The following is a 21,616-nucleotide window of genomic DNA, read 5'->3' as shown; positions in this document are numbered from 1 at the left end:
TCTTCTGGGTCGCCCGGATGATCATGATGACCACGCATTTCACCGGCCAGGTGCCTTTCCACCATGTGTACATCCATGGCCTGGTGAAAGACGCGCAAGGCAAAAAAATGAGCAAGTCCGAGGGCAATGTGCTGGACCCGGTGGACCTGATCGACGGTATTGAACTGGCGCCGCTGCTGGACAAGCGTTCGCAGGGCCTGCGCAAGCCGGAGACAGCGCCGCAAGTGCGCGAGAATACCGAGAAAGAATTTCCAGCGGGCATTCCGGCGTATGGCGCCGACGCGCTGCGCTTTACTTTCGCATCGCTGGCCAGTCTGGGCCGCAGCATCAACTTTGACAGCAAACGCTGCGAGGGCTACCGCAACTTCTGCAACAAGCTCTGGAACGCTACCCGCTTCACACTGATGAACTGCGAAGGTCAGGACTGCGGCCTGGCCGACCACACCAAGGAGCAGTGCGCCCCCGGTGGCGAGTTTCACAACTACCTGACCTTCTCGCAGGCTGATCGCTGGATCTCATCGACCCTGCAGCGCGTGGAAGCCGACGTGGCCAAGGGCTTTGCCGACTACCGCCTGGACAACGTGGCCGGCAGCATCTACCAGTTTGTCTGGGACGAGTTCTGCGACTGGTACCTCGAAATTGCCAAGGTGCAGATCCAGAACGGCACACCGGCCGAGCAGCGCGCCACACGCCGCACCCTGATCCGCACCCTTGAGGCCATCCTGCGCCTGGCGCATCCGGTGCTTCCCTTCATCACCGAAGAGTTGTGGCAAAAGGTCGCCCCGGTAGCCGGGCTGAAAAAAGGTAAATACATCGGCCAGGCCGCTTACCCGCAAAGCCAGGCCGCCAAAATCGATGCGCAGGCCGAAGCCCATGTGGCCAAGCTCAAAACACTGGTGGATGCCTGCCGCAACCTGCGTGGCGAAATGAAGGTGTCGCCTGCCGCGAGGCTGCCGCTCTTCGTGGTCGGCGACAACGCTTTCATGAGTCAGTCCGCGCCAGTCATCAAGGCGCTGGCCAAGCTCAGCGAGGTCAAGGTGTTTGACAGTGAGGCCGACTGGGCGCTAGCGGCCGAGGCCGCCCCGGTCGCCGTCATTGGCGACGCCAAAATCTGCCTGCACATGGAAGTGGACGTCGCTGCTGAAAAAGCCCGCCTGGGCAAGGAAGTCATGCGGCTCGAAGGCGAACTCGTCAAGGTTCAGGCCAAGCTGGCCAACGAGGCTTTTGTGGCCAAGGTACCTCCAGCGGTGCTGGAGCAGGAGCGCAAGCGCCTGATTGACTACACCGCGACCCTGGAGAAAATCCGCGTCCAGCTAGCGCGGCTCAACTAACACCCTGCCGAGCGCGGGGGATCAATTCAAGCAAGGCCCGCGGGACCGGCTTAGCCGGCCGCAGGCGCAGCGGCCCCCTCGGGAGCAGGGCGCTACACGAAGTGAGCAACCGTGGGGGCCATACCCTACCGGGCCACGAACTCCGGTTCAGACCACTGGGAAGGCGACACGGCGCCGGGCAGTTCCAGGTCCATCGGCGCGCTGGGCACGGAATCAATATTGCGCGGCCGCCCGGCCATGATGGCTTCATGCATGCGATGCGCCACATACCAGCTCGAACGCAGGCGCGCTTCGCGGGTGTGCGAACCCAGGCGGGGTGTGATGAACAGGTTTTTCAGCCCCCGAACGGGTGAACCGTCGCGCGTGAAATTATCCTCGGCGCCATCCAGGATGCAGGCCTCAATGCGGCCATCACACAAGGCCGCCGCCAGCGCGGTTTCGTCAAACAGCGCGCTGCGACTGATACCTACCCACAGTTGCCCGTGTTTGCAGGCCGCCAGGAGCTTGTCGTTGACAAAACTGCGAAAACGCGCGGCATACAGCATCTGCACTGATACCGCATCGGACTGGCTGACCAGCTCGGTCAGGGTCACGGGCTGAATGCGCAAACGCTCCCAGATGGGTGCGGTGTGGTGAACCGCCGGGTCATAACCGATCAAGCGCACGCCTAAGCCCGTGAGCATGCCTGCCAGCGTGTGCGCGGTCGGGGCGAGCCCCAGAATGCCCACCGTGCTGCCATGCAGCTCGCGGCCCATCTGGGTGGACGGATGGCGCTTGCCCATCAGCGCCGACACGACGCCGCGGCGGTAAAGCAGCAGCAGGCTGCTCAGCAGGTACTCGGCGTTCGAGCGCACATTGGCGCTGCTGGCATGGATGACTTTGATGCCGCGCTCCTTGCAGGCCTCCAGGTCGGTGTTGTCCGTACCCACGTGCAAGCGCCCCACCGCCTTGAGCTTGGGCATGAAATCGAGGAACTCGCGGGTAACCACAGTTTGCCGCGGAAACACGATGCCGCGGCTCTTGTATGCCGCCTTGCGCAGCACTACCAGGTCGTCCGCCAGTTCGGGACGGTATTCCACCGTGTGCCGGGTTTCAAGCCAGGCCATGGCTTCTGGAACCAATGCATCAAGAAGTAAGATGTCCACGCAGCGCCCTCGTTTACTGTTATTCTTTTCTATCCTGCTACTGACAATGTGTCAGCAACGCAACACTCTAGCCCCATTCCCAATTCCCGCAAATGAAAAAAGTCACAACTTTAAAGAAGGCGGTCTTCCCGGTTGCTGGTCTCGGAACCCGGTTTTTGCCTGCCACCAAAGCCCAGCCCAAGGAAATGCTGCCCGTCGTGGACAAACCGCTGATCCAGTACGCGGTAGAGGAAGCCTACGCGGCGGGCATACGCCACATGATTTTCGTCACTGGACGCAATAAGCGGGCCATCGAAGATCACTTCGACACCGCCTATGAGCTGGAAACCGAACTAGAGGCCGCCAAGAAGCACCACCTGCTGGAACTCGTCCGCTCCATGAACCCTGGCGACATGGATTTTTCCTATGTGCGCCAGCCACGTTCACTGGGTTTGGGCCATGCGGTGCTGTGCGCCGAGCATCTGGTCGGCGACGAACCCTTTGCAGTCCTGCTGGCTGACGACCTGATGGTGGGCAAGCCGCCGGTCCTGGCGCAAATGGCCGCCAAATTTGAACAGATCCAGCATTCCATTCTGGCGGTGCAGGAAGTGCCCATCGAGCAGACTCGCCGCTACGGCATCGTTGCCACCGAAGCGGCTGTTGACGGCCTGATGAAGATCAAAAAAATGGTGGAAAAACCGGCCCCTGAGGTGGCGCCCTCGCGCATGGGTGTGGCTGGCCGCTATATCCTGACGCCCGCTGTTTTCAGGCACATCCGCAACCAGCCTACCGGCGTAGGGGGGGAAATCCAGCTCACCGACGGCATTGCGGGGCTGATGGCCGAGGAAGGTGTTTACGCCTATCAATACACCGGTAAGCGGTATGACTGCGGCAGCAAGGAAGGCTTCCTGGAAGCCACGGTCGAATTGGCCCTGCAGCATTCCGAAGTGGGCGCCTATTTCAGGAACTACCTCGAAAACCTGCAAATCGGCTGGTCAGGCCGGGAACGCAGAAAGCAGAATCTCGTCGCCCTGAGCGACTAAGACTGTACCAAGCGCTGCCTTAGCGGCGCTTGAGCACGTGAATGAAGTCGCCGCCTTCCGTCTGCTGCTCGACCAGCTCGTTGCCGGTCTGCTTGGCAAAGGCCATGAAGTCGCGGGTGGAGCCCGCGTCAGTCGAAACCACCCGGAGCAACTGACCGCTGCTCATCTCGGCCAAGGCTTTTTTAGCCTTCAGGATGGGCAGGGGGCAATTCAGCCCACGGGTATCTAGCTCTTTATCGATGTGCATGCGTATGTCCTTGGATGCTGCGATTTTAAGCAGTTCCGGCGCATGCGGCTGACCGGCCCACCCTCCACTCCGCCGGCAGCCGGCCCAGCATGCCGGACACTATAAAAATGGTAGCTGCTTGCCCCCAAGGGATAAGGGCCAGAGGCCAATTTCACCAAAAAAATTCCCGACCCTGCACGGCAGGGGCGGGAATTCGGTACCCGAGGGCAAACTTGCCAAGCCCGGGGCTGTCTTACTTTTCTTACTTCCTACTTCTTACTTCATGCCGAATTTTGCCTTGGCGTCGTTCTGACAGGCGTCCTTGGCATTACCGGACATCGCATCGCAACGTTCCTTCGCTGCCTTGTATTTCGCGTCATTTTTGTCACTCGCTGCGTCTTTTTTGGCATCTGCCATGGCGCCGGCCCTGTCCTTGTTGGCGTCAGCACTGGTCTTGCTGACCTTGGCGTCCGCCTTGGCCGAAGTGCGGGCAGCCTTGGCGTCTTTCACGCATACATCCTTGGCATTGCCGGCCATGTCGTCGCATTTTTCCTTGGCGAGGTCGTACGCAGCATCGGCCTTGGCATCAAGCACTTTCTGGTCATGGCGCGGGCTGGGTTTGTATTGGGCCTCGAGCTCGGCTTTGGCCACTTTTTCAGCGCCCTTGGCTTCAGCCTGGCAGATGTCCTTGGCATTGGCAGACAGAGTGGCGCATTTTTCGCGGCTGGCCTTGTAGTCGGCTTCCACACGTTCTTTCTGCGCTTTGTACTCTTCCTTGGTCAGCGCCATCGCGTTTCCGGCGAAAACGCAGCTTGCTGCCAGCGTCAACATGATGAGTTTCGATTTCATGATGGTTTCCTCTTTGGTGAAGTTGATGTTTTTAAACTGATGCCGGCCTAAACCGAGCCCGGGCGCACTCAGTAGCGTTCAAAAAAATCGGTGGGGTTGCGTTCCTGGAAAGCGTTGACCTGTCTCTCGGCCTCGTCCCGGGCAATGCCGTGACGTTCCTGGATGCGGCCGAGCAATTGGTCGCGCTTGCCGGCGATGATGTCCAAGTCATCATCGGTGAGCTTGCCCCACTGCTCCTTGACTTTGCCCTTGAACTGCGTCCAGTTGCCTTCAATACGATCCTGGTTCATGGTGACTCCTTGATATGGGTGTATGCCGCGCGGCCCAGAGCCCTGCGGCGAGGAAATTCCAATCTAAAAGCACCTGCTTTTCAATCGGGTAGGCACGCAGGGTTGACAGGCGTAGGTGACTGCCTACATCCTCGGAAGGCCTGAGCGCCTTGGGAGATACAGTGGACTTACGCCCCTGCTAACGCGTTCGCAATGAGCGTCCGAGCAGCAGCACCGGCAGCAAACCCACAAGCACCAGGGCCAGCGCGGGCAGGGCTGCCTCGCCAAGCCGTTCGTCGCGGGCGAGCTGGTAAGTGACCACCGCCAGCGTGTCGCTGTTAAAAGGACGCAGCACCAGGGTGGCAGGCAGCTCCTTCATCACATCGACAAACACCAGCAAGGCAGCGGCACCCACGGAGCGCTTGAGAAGCGGCCAATGCACTCTGGCCAACAGGCCGGTGCCGGTGACGCCCAGCATATGCGCGCTGTCGTCAAAACTGCCTGGAATGCGCGAGTAACCGCTTTGCACGGACTGCAGTGCCACGGCAGTGAAACGTACCAGATAGGCCCAGACGATGCCCAGCGCTGTTCCGGTGATCCAGTAGCCGACAGACGTTTGGGGCGCCGCTGCCTGCAGCCAACCCACAGGCAGCAGCAGGCCGACCACAATGACCGCACCAGGCACCGCGTAGCCCAGGCTCGCCAGCTGCGCGGCAGCACGTGTCAGCAAGCGGGGCTGGCGGCGCAGGGCGAAGCTCAGGCCCAGCGCCACGCCGGTCGCCAGCACGGCACTCAGGCCGGCCAGGCTCACACTGTTCAGCGACCAGCGTGCAAACTGCGTCCACGGCAGCTGGCCCCAACCAGCCATGAGCGGACGCAGCATGAACAGCACTGGCAGAAAAAATCCCAGAGCAATTGGCAGCGCACACAAGGTCCAGACCAGACCGGCACGCATGCCGCGCAAAGGGATGGGCGCGGCATCCGCGGCACCGGCGCGGCCGCCGCGGCTACCGGCGAACCGCATGCGCTTTTGCGCATGGTGTTCGATCTTCAGCAAAACGGCCACGGTCAGCAGCAGCACCGTGGCCAGCTGAGCCGCCGCGAGGCGGTTGTCCATGGCCAGCCAGGCCTTGTAGATGCCGGCGGTGAAGGTCTGAATGCCGAAGTAGCTGGAGACACCAAAGTCGGCCAGCGTCTCCATCAGCGCTAGTGCAACGCCGGCCGCCACGGCCGGCCGGGCCAGCGGCAGGGCCACTTCGCGAATGCGCCGACGCAAGGGCGCACCGAGCAGCCGGGCGGCTTCCATCAAATGCACCGCCCGCTCGGAAAGTGCGGTCCGCGCCAGCAGGTAAACATAAGGATAAAGCGTGACCGTGAAGACCAGCATAGCGCCGCCCAGGCTGCGAATTTCAGGCAGTACCCGGCCTTCCAGCCCGAAGCCCGCACGCAGCCAGCCCTGCAAAGGACCGGCGTACTGCAGGAAGTCGGTGTAGGCATAAGCCACCACATAGGCCGGCATGGCCAGCGGAAGAAGCAGTGCCCAGGCAAAGAACCGCCGGCCCGGAAACTCAAACAGCGTGACCGCGCAGGCCGTCCCCATCCCAACCAACGCGACGCCCAGTCCCACCGCCAGGCACAGCAGCACCGAAGTAAAAGCGTATTCGGGCAAAACCGTTTGCAGCATCTCCCGCAGGATGGGCAGCGACTGGCTGTCCAGTTTCAGCCAGGACAGCATCACCGCCAGCACCGGCAGCGTGAGCACAGCCATCAAGAGAAACAGCAGGACCGGCGGAATGAAACGACGAAGCATGAAGTCCAAAAAGAAGGGTGGCTTTTCGCCGATCGGCCGGGTATCCATCACCGTTCACACGCCAGGGCGACCGGGCGAGTGCAAATGAGAATTGTAAGCATCTACAATTGCAGCCATGTTCCTGGAACTTTCCCACTTGGTGGTGCATTACGCGGGCCGCTCCAGCCCGGCCGTCAACGATGTATCACTGGGGCTGCGCGCAGGGGAGATCGGCGTGTTGATCGGCCCTTCCGGTTGCGGGAAAACCACCCTGCTGCGGGCTGTGGCCGGCCTGGAGCGAGCCCAGGGCGGCACCATTTCGCTGGCACAGGACATCGTCAGCAGCGGCAAGCAGCATGTACCCGCGGAACAGCGCCGCATCGGCATGGTGTTTCAGGACTACGCCCTGTTCCCGCACCTCGATGTGGGCCACAACGTGGCGTTTGGTCTGGCACACCTGAGGCCTGCACAGCGCCAGGAACGCGTCGGCGAGGTGCTGGACATGGTCGGCCTGGGCAATGCACAGAAACGTTTCCCGCATGAGCTGTCAGGCGGGCAGCAACAGCGCGTGGCCCTGGCGCGCGCCCTGGCCCCGAAGCCGCGCCTGCTGCTGCTTGACGAGCCTTTTTCCAACCTGGACGTGGATTTGCGCGAACGCCTGGCGCATGAGGTGCGCGGTATTCTGAAGCTGGCCGGTGCCACGGCGCTGTTCGTGACACATGACCAGCTTGAAGCCTTTGCCATCGGCGACCGGATCGGCGTCATGCATGAAGGCCAGCTGCATCAGTGGGATGACGCTTATGCGCTGTACCACCGGCCGGCAACCCGTTTTGTGGCCGACTTCATCGGGCATGGCGTGTTCACACATGCCCAGATCACCCAGCGGGGTGACGACGTGTTGGTGCAAACGGCACTGGGCGACCTGAGCGATGTGCTGGAGTGCCCGCTGCCCAGCGCCTATCCCGGTGGTTTGTGCGATGTGCTGCTACGCGCCGATGACATCGTGCACGACGATGCAGCCCCAGTGAAAGCGCAGATTGTGCGCAAGGCCTTTCGCGGCTCGGAATTTTTATACACGCTCCAGCTCAAAAGCGGCGAAACCCTGATGGCACACGTTCCGTCTCACCACGATCATGCGCTTGGCGAATGGATAGGGATTCGCGCCGAAGTCGACCACGTCGTCACTTTCCAGCGCGAGTAGACACGCTGCCGGAAGTCTCAGCGCCCCTCGCGCAGCAAACGCTCCACTTCCTTTTGCAGATCGGCCGCCCAGGTGCGCCTGTCCCGTCCATGGCAAAGCTGCGGTTCACCAAAAATGACTTCCGCCCGCAGGTGACGGACATTCAGTGTTTCCCAGATGGACACGAAAATCGAATCATCATCGATATAACGCGGTGCGAAACTGGTCTGCCCCGTCCCGGCGTCAACGAAACGCAAGGCCACCGCCTGCACCGGCGTATTCGTCACGATGGCTGCCTGCAGCAAATTGGCATGGAAGGGTTTGAGCTTCATGCCGTCGCCAGTCGTTCCTTCCGGAAAAACAGCGAGCACATCGCCAAGCTTCAGCCGTTCGGCCATGTGATGAACGACGCGATGTGCATCGCGCCGGGATTCGCGCTCGATATACAGGGTTCCCGCGCCGCCGGCGAGCGTACCGACCAGTGGCCAGCGTTTGATGTCCGACTTGGAGATAAAGCGGCAATAACGCGAAGCATGCAACACCACAATATCCAGCCAGGACAAATGGTTTGCCACCAGCAGTACAGGGCCATCGGCCACGGGTGTCCCCCTGACAGCCAGTTCGATGCCCACCAGCTTCAGCATCGTCATCGCCCAGACCTGAACCCGCGCTTCTCTCGCAGGCTGTCCGAGCCGGGGAAACAGCGTCAGGATGGTCCACATGCCGCCTGCAATATGCGCCAGGGCACGCAACAGGCGCCCGACCGCCCTCGCCTGCCGCATTCCGTTCAGGCCTCGAACGCCACTTGCCCGCCCACCAGGGTCCAGCGCACGCGGGCAGGCAGCTGGTAGCCGGAAAACGGCGTGTGTTTGCCCTGGCTGCGCAAGGTATCGGGCTGGACTGTCCATGCTGACTGCGGGTCAAACACACAGACGTCGGCCACACCGCCCTTGACCAGTTGCCCGGCGCTGGCTTGAAAGCTATCCAGGGCTCCGCCCAGGATACGGGCCGGTTCGCTGGTCAACACAGCCAGCGCGCGCGACACGCCTACACCGCTGTCCTCCCCCCATTTGCAAGCCAGCCCCAGCAACAGCTCCAGCCCGGTAGCGCCCGGCTCGGCCTCGGCGAAAGGAAGTGTCTTCGCATCAGCTTCGACCGGCGTGTGGTCGGACACCAGCGCGTCGATGGTGCCGTCGAGCAAGGCCTGGCGCAGCGCATCGCGGTCACGCTGCTGGCGCAAGGGAGGATTCAGGCGCATGCGGCTGTCAAAGTAGCCAATGTCGGTATCCGTCAGGTGCAGGCTGTTGATGCTGACATCAGCGGTGACGCCCAGGCCGTCTGCCTTGGCTTTGGCGAGCAGAGCCACGCCCGCCGCGCTGCTGATGCGGCAGACGTGCACACGCGCACCGGTCACCCGCACCAGCTCGAACAGGGTGTGCAGTGCAATGGTTTCAGCCGCGACGGGTACACCGCTCAGGCCCAATCGGGTCGCCAGCGCGCCGCTGGCTGCCACACCGCCACCCAGCCAGCTGTCTTGCGGACGCAGCCAGACGGTGTAACCGAAGCTGGCAGCATATTGCAGCGCACGCAACAGCACCTGGGTGTTGGCCAGCGGCACTTCAGCCTGGCTGAAACCGACACAGCCGGCCTCCGTCAGCTCGACCATCTCCGTCAGCGCTTCTCCCTGCAAGGCACGCGTCAGCGCGCCCAGTGGAAACACCCGCGACTGGTGCAGCTTTTCGGCGCGGAACTTGAGCATCTCGACGAGTCCGGGTTCGTCGAGCACCGGGTCGGTGTCGGGCGGGCACACCAGGCTGGTGACGCCGCCGGCGACGGCCGCCGCGAGTTCACTCTCGAGCATGCCCTCATGTTCGTAGCCGGGCTCGCGCAGCCGGGCTGACAGGTCGATCAGACCGGGCGCAACAATGCAGCCTGTTGCGTCGATGGTTCGGTTGGGTGCAAAGTCCGTGACCGTGTTTTTCAGCGACAGAATGCGGCCCGCGGCGATAGCCACGTCCCCTATTTCGTCAAGGCCGGAGGCCGGATCAATGACGCGGCCGTTTTTAATAAGTATCTTCATGTTGCGTCTCCAACGCGCATAAGCTGACAAGCGTGGGGGCATCCTCGAAACCAGCCGGGGCCGCGGAACCGGCTTAGCCGGGCCGCAGGCGCAGCGCCCCCCCGGGGGGCAGCGCAGTACGCGAAGCGACAAGCGTGGGGGCTCATATTCATGCTTCGTTCCCGGCAACTATGCTCATGACCGCCATGCGTACGGCGATGCCAAAAGTCACCTGCGGCAGGATCACGCTTTGTGCGCCATCGACGACCGCCGAATCGATTTCAACACCGCGGTTGATGGGGCCGGGGTGCATGACGATGGCATCGGGTTTGGCCAGTTGCAGTTTTTCGTTGGTCAAACCAAAACTCTTGAAAAACTCATGGCTGCTGGGCAGCAGGGCACCGGACATGCGTTCGTTCTGCAGCCTGAGCATGATCACCACGTCGGCGCCTTTGATACCCTCCTCGAGCGTGTGACACACGCGCACCCCCATTTGCGCGATGTCGGCAGGCACCAGGGTTTTGGGACCGACGACACGCACCTCGGGGCAGCCCAGCGTGGTCAGTGCGTGGATATCGGAGCGGGCAACACGCGAGTGCAGCACGTCGCCGACAATCGCCACCGTCAGCTTGCTGAAGTCCTTTTTGTAGTGGCGGATGGTGTACATGTCCAGCAGGCCCTGGGTGGGGTGGGCGTGGCGGCCATCTCCGGCATTGATCACGTGGACATGCGGCGCCACGTGCTGGGCAATCAGGTAGGGCGCGCCCGATTCGCTGTGGCGCACCACAAACAGGTCGGCCGCCATCGCACTCAGGTTGGAAATGGTGTCGAGCAGGGATTCGCCCTTGGAGGCCGACGAACGCGCAATGTCGAGGTTGATCACATCGGCCGACAGCCGGGTGGCCGCGATCTCGAAGGTGGTACGGGTGCGGGTGGAGTTTTCGAAGAAGAGATTGAACACACTCTTGCCGCGCAGCAGGGGCACTTTTTTCACCTCGCGGTCGCTGACGCTGACAAAACTGGCTGCGGTGTCGAGGATGTGCGTGAGGGTGGCTTGGGGCAGGCCCTCAATGGACAACAGGTGAATCAGTTCACCGTTTTTATTGAGCTGCGGGTTTCGTCGGTACAACACTGTCAGGCCTTTCGCGAAACGACAAAAAAGTAGGCCTCCGGGCCGTCAACACAAGGGATCATGGGGTCACCCCCTGCACCTGAAAACTGAACCTGCCATCATCACCGCGCGCCAGCGCCAGTGATTGCGACGCCGGGAGTGCCACCCGGGCGGCTGCAAAGTCAGCCTGTATCGGCAACTCTCGACCGCCGCGGTCCACCAGCACCACCAGCTTGACGCTGGCCGGCCGGCCGTAATCAAACAGCTCGTTGAGCACGGCCCGAATGGTGCGCCCGGTATAAAGCACATCGTCAATCACGATCAGGTCGGCACCGTTGACATCGAAAGGCAGCACAGTCTGGCCGCTCGCTGACAGGCCGCGCTGGGAAAAATCGTCGCGATGCATGGCCGAAGACAGCGTGCCGGGTGTATCGGCCAAGCCCAGGTCGGCGCAAAGGCGTTCGGTCAGCCAGACCCCGCCGGAAGCCACCCCCACCAGCCGGGGCGGGTGATCGTAGCTTGTCAAAAGCTGGCGCATGCTGCGCAAGACCTCCCGGTAGAGCGCTTCGGCATCCAGGGTCAGGCTGGTCATGAAAGACTCCTTAAAAACTGCTCGAGGATTATGCAGGCAGACGCCGCATCCGCATCCGGGGCGCCCTGAGACAGGGCTTCCGTGGTGCTGTAGCGCTCATCGACCTCGAACACCTGCAGGCCGAAACGGCCGCGCAGCTGGCGGGCGAACTTGCGTGCCCGCGCGGTGTTGTCATGACTGGCGCCATCCGGATGGAAGGGAATGCCGACCACCAGCGCATCAGGTTGCCATTCCCTGATTTTCAGCGCGATGGCCGGGAACCGGGCATCGCCTTCTGCGGCAATGCTTCCCTGCGGCGTCGCGGTGCGCGTGAGCCGGTTTCCGGTGGCGACACCGGTGCGTTTGAGACCAAAATCGAAAGCGAGAAATGTTTGCAGCTCAGCGGTCACGGCGGGCCGGGCCACGTCCATCACGCGTGCCCTGCATCGGGCGACAACATCCAGCTCTGCAGGCCGAGCAGCAGGAGCGCCTTGTCATAACGCTGCTCAACCGGGGTGTCGAAAATCAGCGACAGGTCCGCTTCCACGGTCAGCCAGCTGTTGTCTGAAATCTCGGACTCCAGCTGCCCCTGACCCCAGGCCGAGTAACCGAGGGAGACAAACACCTTGCGCGGTCCGGCGCCGGTCGAGAGGGCTTCCAGCACATCCTTGGAAGTGGTCATCTCCAGCCCGCCCGGAATCGTCATGGTCGAGGCGTATGCGGATTCACTGCCCTCCAGCATGCATTCGTGGAGCACAAAGCCGCGCTCCGTCTGCACCGGCCCGCCCTGAAATACCGGAGAGTCGGTCAGATCGTCGCGCCGCAAAGGCAGTTCCACCTTGTCGAACAAGCCCTGAAGATTGATGTCGCTGGGCTTGTTGATCACCAGCCCCAGCGCCCCGCGGTCACTGTGTTCGCACATGTAGACCACACTTTTTGCAAAGGCCTCATCATCCAGCCCGGGCATGGCAATCAGGAAGTGATGGGTAAGATTGATCGATGCAGAATCCATGGCCATGAGGGAATTTTACGCGTTGCCGGCATGCCGGGAGAAAAACCACCGGCCGTCAGCACCAAGCCGAGTGGCCGCAGCGCTCCCGGCTCTCTGATGCATTCCGACGCATGAACTCAAGGACCATGTCGTTTTTGAGCGCGAGGAAACCATGGCACTGGCGCCGGGGTGAAAGATATTTCGCTGACAGCTCAACGATTTTGACCTGTCCGCCAACAGCAACGGCGGTTGGCAATGGGCGTCCAGCAGCGGCTGCGATGCCAATCTTATTTCTGCATCTTCAAGCCGGTCAGCCAGAGCGAGAAGTTCGATGCCGCGGGAAAGTTCATCCACAGATACCTGCCGCAGCTGGCCGCCCTGTATGGGCCAGCCTGCACAGCCCCTGGCTGGCCACACCCCTGGAGCTGGCTGGCGCCGGTGTTCGCTTGGGTGAAAACGACCCTCTCCCCATCGTGCGGCATGACGAGGCGCGAGTGCGGACCCTGTAGCGTTATGCACCCGTCAAGAAATCATTTGCAGGGTAGCTTGCTCTTCTTTTAATAGCTGCTTTCGCTTATGCAGTAAAGGCTGGAGCCTTATTTTGCATAAAATTCAGCCCTTCGCGCCTAGGACACGGCGGCTTCTGTGCTGCAGTAGTGGCGAATCAGGCTGAGCAACTCGTCTTCGGCATAAGGCTTGCCCAGGTAATGGTCAACGCCCAATTCCTTGGCGTGTTCGCGGTGCTTCTCGGCAATTCGTGACGTGATCATGATGATGGGCAGATCACTCAAACGGACATCACCACGGATGTTGCGCGCCAGGTCAAAGCCGTCCATGCGCGGCATTTCGATATCGGACAGAACCACTGTGGGACGCTCCTCCTGGAGGCGCTCAAGCGCCTGCAACCCATCGGCCGCCATGGACACGCGATAACCTTCGCGCTGCAACAGGCGCTGCGTCACGCGGCGCACGGTGATGGAGTCGTCAACCACCAGAATCAATGGGATCTGTGGCGCGGCCGGCACCGGCGAGGAAACCGCCAAGCCGCGGCCATCTGCGGCGCCTGCCCCAGACTGCTCCAGCATGTGCGGTTCGGCACTGTCGGAACTCCAGGCGCGGGCCTGCTGGCCATAAACGAAAGCCAGTGCAACCGGGTTGTAGATGAGAACCACCGCACCGGAAGCCAGCACGGACATACCCGCCAGACCCGGCAAGCGCGACAGCTGCGGCCCGAGGTTTTTAACCACCACCTCCTGGTTGCCCAGAACTTCATCCACATGCAGCGCCAGCCGCTGGGCGGCACTGCGGAAAATAACCACCGGCGCGGTTTTGCCCTGCGGCTCGCTGCTCAGGCGGGACACCTGCAACAAGGCGCCGGCCCAGAAGAACGGAACGGCTTCACCCGCGACATCCAGCACGCCGCTGTTGTAGGCCTGCTGCAAATCCTTCGCCGAGATCCGGCGCACGGTTTCAACCACGTTGGCCGGTACACCCACGGAAGATCCGCCGGCTCGCAACATGACCACCTGCGTCACCGCTGTGGTCAGCGGCAGGACCAGCTTGAAATTGGTGCCTTTGCCGGCGACGGTACTGGTTTCAATACGCCCACCCAGTGCGTTGATTTCCGAGCGAACGACGTCCATGCCAATACCGCGGCCGGACAATTCAGTGACCTGGGAGGCTGTGGAAAAGCCAGGCATGAAAATCAGATTGGCCGCCTCATCGTCGTCGATCTGCTGACCCGCAGCGAGCATGCCCGAGGCCAGCGCTTTTTCGCGGATACGCGGGAGGTTGAGACCGGCGCCGTCATCCCGGAACTCCACAGACACGTCATTACCCGACTGCTGCACGCTCACGGTGATCAGGCCGCTGGCGTCTTTGCCTGCATCGGTGCGGGTCTGCATGTCTTCGATGCCGTGCGCCACGCAATTGCGCAGCAGGTGCTCGAATGCCGGTGTCATGCGGTCCAGCATGCCGCGGTCCATTTCGATGGTGCCGCCCTGCAGGTCCAGCCGGACCTGCTTGCCGGTTTCCTTGGATGCCTGGCGCACCACGCGATAAAGGCGTTCTGAAATGCCTTCAAACTCCACCATGCGGGTACGCAGCAGATCGCGCTGCAATTCCCGGGTCTGGCGCGCCTGGGCAATCAGGTCATCCTCGGTGGCTTCCACCGTTCGCTGCAAGGTGCGCTGCACCGTCGCGACGTCATTGACCGACTCGGCCATCATGCGGGTCAATTCCTGGACCCGCGTGAAACGGTCAAACTCCAGCGGATCAAAACCCAGCTGCGCCTCTTTGGCCTGCTGCAGGCGCGACTGCATCTGGGTTTCGGAATGCAGTTCCACGTCACGCAGCTGGGCGCGCAGGCGGTTAAGGTTGCCGCTCAGATCATTCAGCGAACCGCGCAGTTGGTTCAGCTCGGCTTCCAGCCGCGAACGCGTGATCATGACCTCGCCGGCCTGGTTGACCATGCGGTCCAGCAGTTGTGAGCGCACACGTATCGAGCCTGACGCTGCGGGACGCAAAGGCTGCAGGGCCGTGGCCTGGGCCACCGACATCATGACTTTGCGCGAACCGGGCTCGGCCGGAACGGCAGGCGACGTTGCTGCCGCCTCCAGGGAATCCTGTGCCGGGACTCCTGCCTCCTCAGCAACTACAGACGAAGAGAGGGGCACCAATGGCTCCAGCGCCTGGGCCGTCTCGCCCGGATGGCGCAGGGCCTCAAAATTGGCCTGCATCGCGTCAAAAGTAGTCAGTAGCGAGTCAAAGTCCTGTGAACCGGCAGCATCGGAGCCCATATGTTCGATATCGGACTCAATCCTGTGGGCCATTTCCCCAAGCCGCATGGCGCCCGCCAGACGGGCACTGCCCTTGAGGGTGTGCAGGGCCCGCAACACTTCATTGCGTGCGCCATGGTTGTCGGGACGCGCCGACCACTGCCGCAGGGCGCCGCCCAATTGCGGCATCAACTCAGCGCCCTCTTCCTCAAAAATCGGAAACAGGTCCGGATCGATCATGTCAACCGCATCGATCTCGTCATCCACGTCTTCATTGAATACTGAAGGGGCGGGTGCCGTCAGCGCCGCAGGTGCGATCGGATGTTGCGCCATGAAGGGCACTGGCACAACAGGAACCGCCACCGGCACGGCTGGAACGGCAAGCGGGTTCACCGTGATCTTGGCTGTCACCGACAGGGGACGCCCCTGTGCAGGAGAAGAGGTGGCCGCAGGCGCGAGCGGGACGGCGGAAGGCATCGCTACTTCAACAGTCGCTGCACTGGAAACCGATTCCAGCAATGTACTGCGGTCTGGCGCGTCATCCTGGCCATCGATTTCCAAGGCCATCTCGTTGCCTTCGTCGGAAAAATCGATTTCGCGCAGTGTCTGCAGGATAGCCGCGTCGGGTTGTTTGAGAAAACCGGCTGCAAACTGATGCAACAGGCGGCGGATGTCTTCGGCTGCGTTGATAAAGAGCTGGCTGTACCTGCCGCCGCCCCGTCCATGCTGGACTCGCGTTTGCTGCAGAGCGTTTTCAAGCGCACGGGCCACTTCAGACAGCGCTTTAAAGCCGACTGTCGCCGAGCTACCGGCCAGGGAATGGGTCAGAGCCAGAGTGGAGTCCCCAATGGGGTGGTCCGTCTCCATCGTCCACTCCGTCACCTCTGTGACCAGCCGTCTAGACCATTCGTCAGCTTCGTTCAGGTAGACGTTGTAGAGGGGAATGCCAATCCGTAAAGAGCCAATCACCTTGACCTGCTCGTCCCCGGCAGCTTCTCCCGATGCTGAATCTTCAAAAGCCATCTCCTCCACGACGGGGGCCGTAGCACGCGCCGGGTCGGATTCGGGCGTAGAAAAATCAAAAATCTCCACATCCGGCAGCGATGCGACAGCTGTCAATGGCGCTGGAGTAGCGGTGTCTGCGCTGGCAGACTGGTTCAGAAAATGTGCATCAAAGTCGATGGCGGACAACTCCACCGGATCTGCTTCCGTGGCGGGTGCCACATCGGGAAGATCCAACTCAAACATGGCCACGGGAGGAGCTTTCCCTGCCGCATGCGTATCGGCACCCGGCTGCGACAAGGCCGCCAGGCTCTCGAAGTCTATGCCTTGTATTTCGCCAACAGGCTGCTCCTGGGGGGCTGGAGGCACTTCGACAACAGACGCAGGAGGCTCGAGCACAAAGTCCAGATCCTGTTCCGGTGCCTGGGGTGCAGCTTCCTGTGCCATGGCAACCGGCGCAGCCGGGCGCTGGATCGGACTGAAACGCCCTTCCGTCCGCATCGCATCCGCGCTGGCACGAAATGCCGACGAAGTCCAGGACGTCTCACGGTTGGCGGCGATGTCCTCGATCCAGGCGGCAAAGCCATCCATCGCCTGGACACACAATGTCCGAAACTCATCATTCGAAGGCTTTTGCTCGGCCAGCCAGCCATTGAGCATTTGCTCCATAGACCATGCGGCTTCACCAAATTCATTGAGCCCAACCATGCGGGAGCTGCCCTTGAGTGTGTGGAAAGCCCGTCGCAGTATCGTGAGTTCTCCGATATCCCCGGGCTCAAGGGCCAGCGCAGCAAGCGCCGCCTGGGCGTTGCCCGCCACCTCACGCGCTTCCTCCAGAAAGATATCGCGCAAATCGTCTTCTTCAAAGTCGTCCGAAGCTGCAGTCGCGCCCGTAGGCACCGCTTCAGGCACACTTACTGGCGCGGCCGCTGCCGCCAGATCGGTCAAGGTGTCGGCATTCGACTGGGGGCTCTGGCTGGACACAGCCAACGCAGCGTCACGGGCGGTCTGAGCCAGAGCAGGCTGATCTGCCAAGGCTGCATGGGTCGCCAGAACGTCCAGTTTGACACTGAGGTTCTCGGCGGTGTCGCCTGCCTGAGCATCCTGAACAACTGAAAGCACCTCTTGGGACAGTTCATTGTTGACCGTCACCGTCGCAGCGGCATCCTGCGCCGTGTGAATGCGTCCCATCAGGGGTTTTAGCTCCCCTTTAATGTCGTCGTATACAAAAAGTTTCTTCGCCAGCGTCGGCTGGTAGTTAAGCATATCGATCAGGAAGCTCAGGGCGCCGAGGTTGTTGCCCAACTGCTCGAATGTCCCGGCAGAACGCGCCAGTTGCTCGTCAACTTCGGTCACAAGCATTTGCTCAACGCTCTCGCGCATGCGCAAGACCGCCTGGGAGGCCTGGTCCAGACCCAAAACGGACAGTACACCGCGCATCTGCGATAACTGGCCGGGCACTGCGGCAAGGGCCGTTTTTTCCTGCGGATTGCGGAAAAACACGTCCAGCGATTTTTCCAGCTCACTCAGGGAAATGCGCAGCTCGCCCACAACGCTGCCCATGGTCTGCTTGTCGCTGACACGCCGGTACAGCTCTTCCATCCAAGGCTCAAGTGGCTGGGCTGCGCCGCCACTGCGGGCACTGTCGAGCCGTTGCGCCAGACGCGCAGTGCGAGAAGCCAGTTGCGGATCGCTGGGGTCGAGGTCATCAAAAGCAGCCTCGAGGTAAAGCACGGCCGTAGCCACCTCAAGCGCCAACTCGATGGGAGGCGCCTGGCCGGAGCGAACCGTTGCCTCGATGACCTGCGACAACGCCATGGCCAGCGGCTCGCTCGGTGGATGCAGCTTGACCAGCGAGTCTGTCACCAGGCTGAATTGGTCGGCCACAGTCTTGAACTTGCCGACATCCCCCGCGGTCAGCGAAGACCATGTTTCCTTGGCAGAGACGATCCGCTTGCGCGCTTGGGCGAGCAGCGCGGGGTCGAATCGGCCGAACTGGACCGCTTCATAATCCACCGGTTTGAAGCGGGCCAGACCGTAGCTTGCGCGGATGGCGGACAGGACAGGTGCATCGCTGGCGCGCGCAGCTACTGCCTGGGAACAGTAAAAAAGGAGGTCTTGAGCCAGCCGGTCCGACGCGTTGGTGCCGCCCTTCGCGAACGACGCATACTGCAGAAGAACGCGCGACGCGCCGCGTTTCACATAGAGATCGACCTTGAGCAAACCCTGGGCCAGAGCTTCAAAATAGCCGGCCGCAATTTTCCAGAACGCCCTCGGTTCGCCAGCCGGTTCGGCCTGCGCAAACCCCAGGCACATGTCCCTGAAGCTCTGCGCGGCCTGCCTGTCACCGGTACGCATGATTTTCAGCGCCAGTGGATCAAGCAGTTGCCTGGCCGCGTCATCGTAGGCGACCGCCTCCACCGTGACAGGCAACTCGGGATCCATCCAGCGCCACTCATACATCCAGAGGTCCGCCGGATGGATGCGATCCGCACCGACCAGCCCTTGGACATCGCGGTACTGAGGAAACAGCGAGACAGCAGATACCGGTTTGTCGGCCAACACACCTTCAAGATATTCAGTCAGCGCGAAACTGGCCTGCTCGACCTTGGCTGCCGCTTCCTGGCTGCATTGCTCAGGCCGCTGGACAAACCGCTGCACAGCAGCTTCCATCGAACGCAGTACCAGCGCTGGTGCACCCAGCCCCACCATCTCCAGCGCTCCCACAGCCTGATGCAATTGCTGGCGTGCGATCCGGAGCTGGCTGGCGTCAAGGGCAGCAAGATCAGAGCCGCGTGCAAGCTCGGCGTCGCGCACAAAACGTTTCAGGGCCTTGGCGGAACCATCCAGGGATTTCCGAAGTTCATCCAGTACCCAGGCTAGCGGACCCAGGTCATTGACCACCAGGTCGAGCTCAGCAGAGGATGAATTCGAAGCGTTCGATTGCATAGATGGCAGGCCGGTTCATAAATCGGAGGTCACGGACAAAGACAGATCATGTATGCGTCAGGCGATCTTGAATCGCGAGACCGACTGCCTGAGCTCCTCGGCCATGCGGGACAGGTCACGCACCTGCTGGGCCGTGGACCGCGTACCTTCTCCGGTTTGCTCCGTCACCGCGAAAATATGCTGGATGTTGCCGGCCACAACGTTGGCTGATTCAGCTTCGCGGGAGGCTGAAGCTGAAATCTGTTCAATCAGGTCAGCGAGTCGGCGTGACACCAAGTCAATCTCGGACAATGCGGTACCTGCGCTGTCCGACAGCTTGGCCCCTTCGACCACACCCTGCGTGGAGCGCTCCATGGCGGCCACGGCATCCTGCGTATCGGTTTGAATCGCTTTCACCAGCGCGGAAATCTGACGCGTCGCATCTGCGGAACGTTCAGCCAGTCGCTGCACCTCCTCGGCCACAACGGAGAAACCTCGTCCGGCTTCACCGGCCGACGCCGCCTGGATGGCGGCATTCAGCGCCAGCACGTTGGTCTGCTCGGTAATGTCTGAAATCAGTTCGGTGATTTCACCAATCTCCTGGGAAGATTCACCAAGCCGTTTGATCCGCTTGGAAGTTTCCTGGATCTGGTCGCGGATCGAATTCATACCGCCGATGGCGTTCTGCACAGCTTGCAAGCCAGACTCGGCAGCTGTCAGCGATTGACGCGCCACCTGGGAAGATTCCTGCGCCTGGCTGGACACCTGGTTGATTCGGGTGGCCATGTCGAGCACCGATTGACCGGTTTCGCGAATCTCGCGCAGCTGCTCGGTGGAGGCCGCCAGCAGTTCCGTCGATGTGCTTTCCACCTGGGCGGTCGTCTGCGCCACCCGGGTCACCGTGTTCTGTACGTTACCCACCAACTGGCGCAACTCTTCCACCGTGTAGTTCACCGAGTCGGCGATAGCGCCAGTGATGTCCTCGGTCACCGTCGCTTCCTGGGTCAAGTCACCCTCAGCCACTGTCTGCAACTCATTCATCAAGCGCAAAATGGCGGCCTGGTTGGCGTCATTGACGCGCTTGGCATCCTGCTCCTGTCCTTTGGCTTCGAGCCGCTGGCTTTCAGCAATACCCTGGCGTTGCCGGCTGTCCAACACCTGCAAACGGGCCAGGCCGGCCGCACACAGCAGGGCAAAGGCGGCGGCAATCGCCAGCGTTGTCAACGAACCAGCGCTCAGACCCGTCTGCGTGGACAGTTTGCTCTGGATGTCTTCCAGGCCACGGCGCAAGGCTTCGCTGTCAGAAATGATCGATGCCTGCGCCTCACGTGCCGACACCAGGCCCTGCAAGTTGCCCAAAATCGCACCGGCCTGGACCCGGGTCTGCTCATAGAGCGCCAGCAGCGCTTCGAGCCGCTCCCGTGTCTGTGGGTCCTTGGAGCCGGCCAGGCGCAGCTCGGGGCTGCCCTCCTGCAGGCCCTGCGCAATTTCCTTGAACGAGTTCAAGTCCTTGCCCAGCAAGAACACGGCTTCCGGGCTCACACCTTCCATCGTCAGGAACTCGTTGGCTGATTTACCAATACGCTGCGTCAACATCACCAGCTGGCCGGCGGCTGAGATCTCTGCCGGTGCCGCGTTCTGCTGGAGCTTGAGCGAAGAGACTGTCTCGGCGATCTCAAGCAGGTCCGACGACTGCCGGTTAATGGTGCGCAGCGCGTTACCCACCTGCGTCAGAATCGCCTGCTGGCCCATCACGGTAGAGGCATTTTTCTCAGCACGCACCATCAGCGGCGTGACAGTGTCAACATCCGGCTGCAACTCGGTAACAACCGGTTCCAGACGCAGCGACTCATCACCTGCCTTGAGGCCTCGAACGGTTTTGGCCAGCACGTCCGAACTTTCGCGCACGTCGGGGAAAGCCTGGGCACTTCCCACCAGGGCCTGAGACACCGATTTCGCCAGCCGCTGCGACTGCATCAGCGACTGTCCGGTAGCTGCCACCTGCTGGGCCACCCTGTCAGCCTGATTCAGCGCAATAAAGGTTACCGAACCGAGCACCACAACTGCAAAAGCCAGCAAAATTACCAGAATCCGCTGATGCTCACCCATGGGCCGGCGCCCCAGAACAGGCAGGGACAGACGTTCGACGCTCTCGACAGCCCCCTCCTCGGACTGGCTTTCAAGGCCCGCACTGTCGCCCAGGCGGCCCGTGGAACCACCCGAAGCGTCCATAGCCCCCGTCGCCAAGGGATCGACCGACATGTCCAGAGAGACACCATCCATGCTGTCCTCGGGGGGCGCAGGCTTTGTTTTGAACAGCTTCTGAATGACAGACATGGTGAGGCCTTCCTGGGAAAAAACGTAAT

Annotated in this window: 16 protein-coding genes and 1 pseudogene; 4 read left to right on the top strand and 13 right to left on the bottom strand. The window is 61.6% G+C overall.

What is annotated here, in order from left to right; genetic code table 11:
* On the top strand, positions 1–1,331 hold a 1,331-nt coding region (locus tag ABI660_RS05145; RefSeq protein ID WP_348065622.1), incomplete at its 5' end, for a class I tRNA ligase family protein.
* Positions 1,332–1,456: 125 nt separating this feature from the next.
* On the opposite strand, the gene ABI660_RS05140 is transcribed toward ABI660_RS05145, so the two are convergent.
* On the bottom strand, positions 1,457–2,476 hold the full coding sequence (locus ABI660_RS05140) for an NAD(P)-dependent oxidoreductase (protein ID WP_348065620.1): 1,020 nt from the start codon (positions 2,474–2,476) through the stop codon (positions 1,457–1,459).
* A gap of 92 nt (positions 2,477–2,568) precedes the next feature.
* On the opposite strand from ABI660_RS05140, the gene galU reads away from it, so the two are divergent.
* Complete coding sequence (gene galU, locus ABI660_RS05135; protein ID WP_348065618.1) at positions 2,569–3,498, top strand: UTP--glucose-1-phosphate uridylyltransferase GalU; 930 nt, start codon at positions 2,569–2,571, stop codon at positions 3,496–3,498.
* Positions 3,499–3,517: 19 nt separating this feature from the next.
* Here the strand turns inward: galU and ABI660_RS05130 are convergent, their stop codons facing one another.
* From ABI660_RS05130 to ABI660_RS05115, 4 genes are all read right to left on the bottom strand, one after another.
* Positions 3,518–3,745 (bottom strand): sulfurtransferase TusA family protein, encoded by a 228-nt coding sequence (locus ABI660_RS05130; RefSeq protein WP_348065616.1) that lies wholly within the window; start codon positions 3,743–3,745, stop codon positions 3,518–3,520.
* A 255-nt stretch (positions 3,746–4,000) separates the two neighbouring features.
* A complete protein-coding gene (locus tag ABI660_RS05125) occupies positions 4,001–4,573 on the bottom strand; it encodes a hypothetical protein (protein ID WP_348065614.1) in 573 nt (190 codons plus the stop codon).
* Between the two features lie 68 nt (positions 4,574–4,641).
* Positions 4,642–4,863, bottom strand: coding sequence for a CsbD family protein (locus ABI660_RS05120; RefSeq protein ID WP_348065612.1), 222 nt, complete (start codon positions 4,861–4,863; stop codon positions 4,642–4,644).
* A gap of 178 nt (positions 4,864–5,041) precedes the next feature.
* On the bottom strand, positions 5,042–6,652 hold the full coding sequence (locus ABI660_RS05115; RefSeq protein ID WP_348065610.1) for an iron ABC transporter permease: 1,611 nt from the start codon (positions 6,650–6,652) through the stop codon (positions 5,042–5,044).
* A 115-nt stretch (positions 6,653–6,767) separates the two neighbouring features.
* Here ABI660_RS05115 and ABI660_RS05110 point away from each other — a divergent pair, with 115 nt between their 5' ends.
* Positions 6,768–7,832: an ABC transporter ATP-binding protein gene (locus ABI660_RS05110; RefSeq protein WP_348065608.1), complete on the top strand. Its 1,065-nt coding sequence runs from the start codon at positions 6,768–6,770 to the stop codon at positions 7,830–7,832.
* Positions 7,833–7,849: 17 nt separating this feature from the next.
* On the opposite strand, the gene ABI660_RS05105 is transcribed toward ABI660_RS05110, so the two are convergent.
* From ABI660_RS05105 to ABI660_RS05080, 6 genes are all read right to left on the bottom strand, one after another.
* Positions 7,850–8,593 carry a lysophospholipid acyltransferase family protein gene (locus tag ABI660_RS05105; RefSeq protein ID WP_348065606.1) on the bottom strand — a complete coding sequence of 248 codons (744 nt, stop codon included), beginning with the start codon at positions 8,591–8,593 and terminating at the stop codon, positions 7,850–7,852.
* A gap of 5 nt (positions 8,594–8,598) precedes the next feature.
* Positions 8,599–9,891, bottom strand: coding sequence for a dihydroorotase (locus tag ABI660_RS05100; RefSeq protein ID WP_348065604.1), 1,293 nt, complete (start codon positions 9,889–9,891; stop codon positions 8,599–8,601).
* Positions 9,892–10,039: 148 nt separating this feature from the next.
* Positions 10,040–11,002 carry an aspartate carbamoyltransferase catalytic subunit gene (locus ABI660_RS05095; RefSeq protein ID WP_348065602.1) on the bottom strand — a complete coding sequence of 321 codons (963 nt, stop codon included), beginning with the start codon at positions 11,000–11,002 and terminating at the stop codon, positions 10,040–10,042.
* 58 nt (positions 11,003–11,060) lie between these two features.
* A complete protein-coding gene (gene pyrR / locus ABI660_RS05090) occupies positions 11,061–11,573 on the bottom strand; it encodes a bifunctional pyr operon transcriptional regulator/uracil phosphoribosyltransferase PyrR (RefSeq protein WP_348065600.1) in 513 nt (170 codons plus the stop codon).
* Entirely contained in the window at positions 11,570–11,983 is a 414-nt protein-coding gene (gene ruvX, locus ABI660_RS05085; RefSeq protein WP_348065598.1) for a Holliday junction resolvase RuvX, read from the bottom strand. Before ruvX ends, pyrR begins: the two co-directional genes overlap by 4 nt.
* Positions 11,983–12,570, bottom strand: a complete 588-nt coding sequence (locus tag ABI660_RS05080) for a YqgE/AlgH family protein (RefSeq protein ID WP_348065596.1) — start codon at positions 12,568–12,570, stop codon at positions 11,983–11,985. The genes ruvX and ABI660_RS05080 overlap by 1 nt, the downstream gene beginning before the upstream one ends.
* A 152-nt stretch (positions 12,571–12,722) precedes the next feature.
* Here ABI660_RS05080 and ABI660_RS05075 point away from each other — a divergent pair.
* A pseudogene (locus tag ABI660_RS05075) lies at positions 12,723–13,052 on the top strand (FAD-binding domain-containing protein); the annotation flags it as partial.
* A gap of 117 nt (positions 13,053–13,169) precedes the next feature.
* Here ABI660_RS05075 and ABI660_RS05070 read toward each other — a convergent pair.
* A complete protein-coding gene (locus ABI660_RS05070) occupies positions 13,170–19,271 on the bottom strand; it encodes an Hpt domain-containing protein (RefSeq protein WP_348065594.1) in 6,102 nt (2,033 codons plus the stop codon).
* Positions 19,272–19,328: 57 nt separating this feature from the next.
* Positions 19,329–21,587, bottom strand: coding sequence for a methyl-accepting chemotaxis protein (locus tag ABI660_RS05065; RefSeq protein WP_348065592.1), 2,259 nt, complete (start codon positions 21,585–21,587; stop codon positions 19,329–19,331).
* Positions 21,588–21,616: the final 29 nt, after the last annotated feature.

The organism is Polaromonas sp., from assembly GCF_039930745.1.
GTDB lineage: Bacteria > Pseudomonadota > Gammaproteobacteria > Burkholderiales > Burkholderiaceae_C > Polaromonas.
This window is presented reverse-complemented; position numbering and strand designations above follow the sequence as displayed.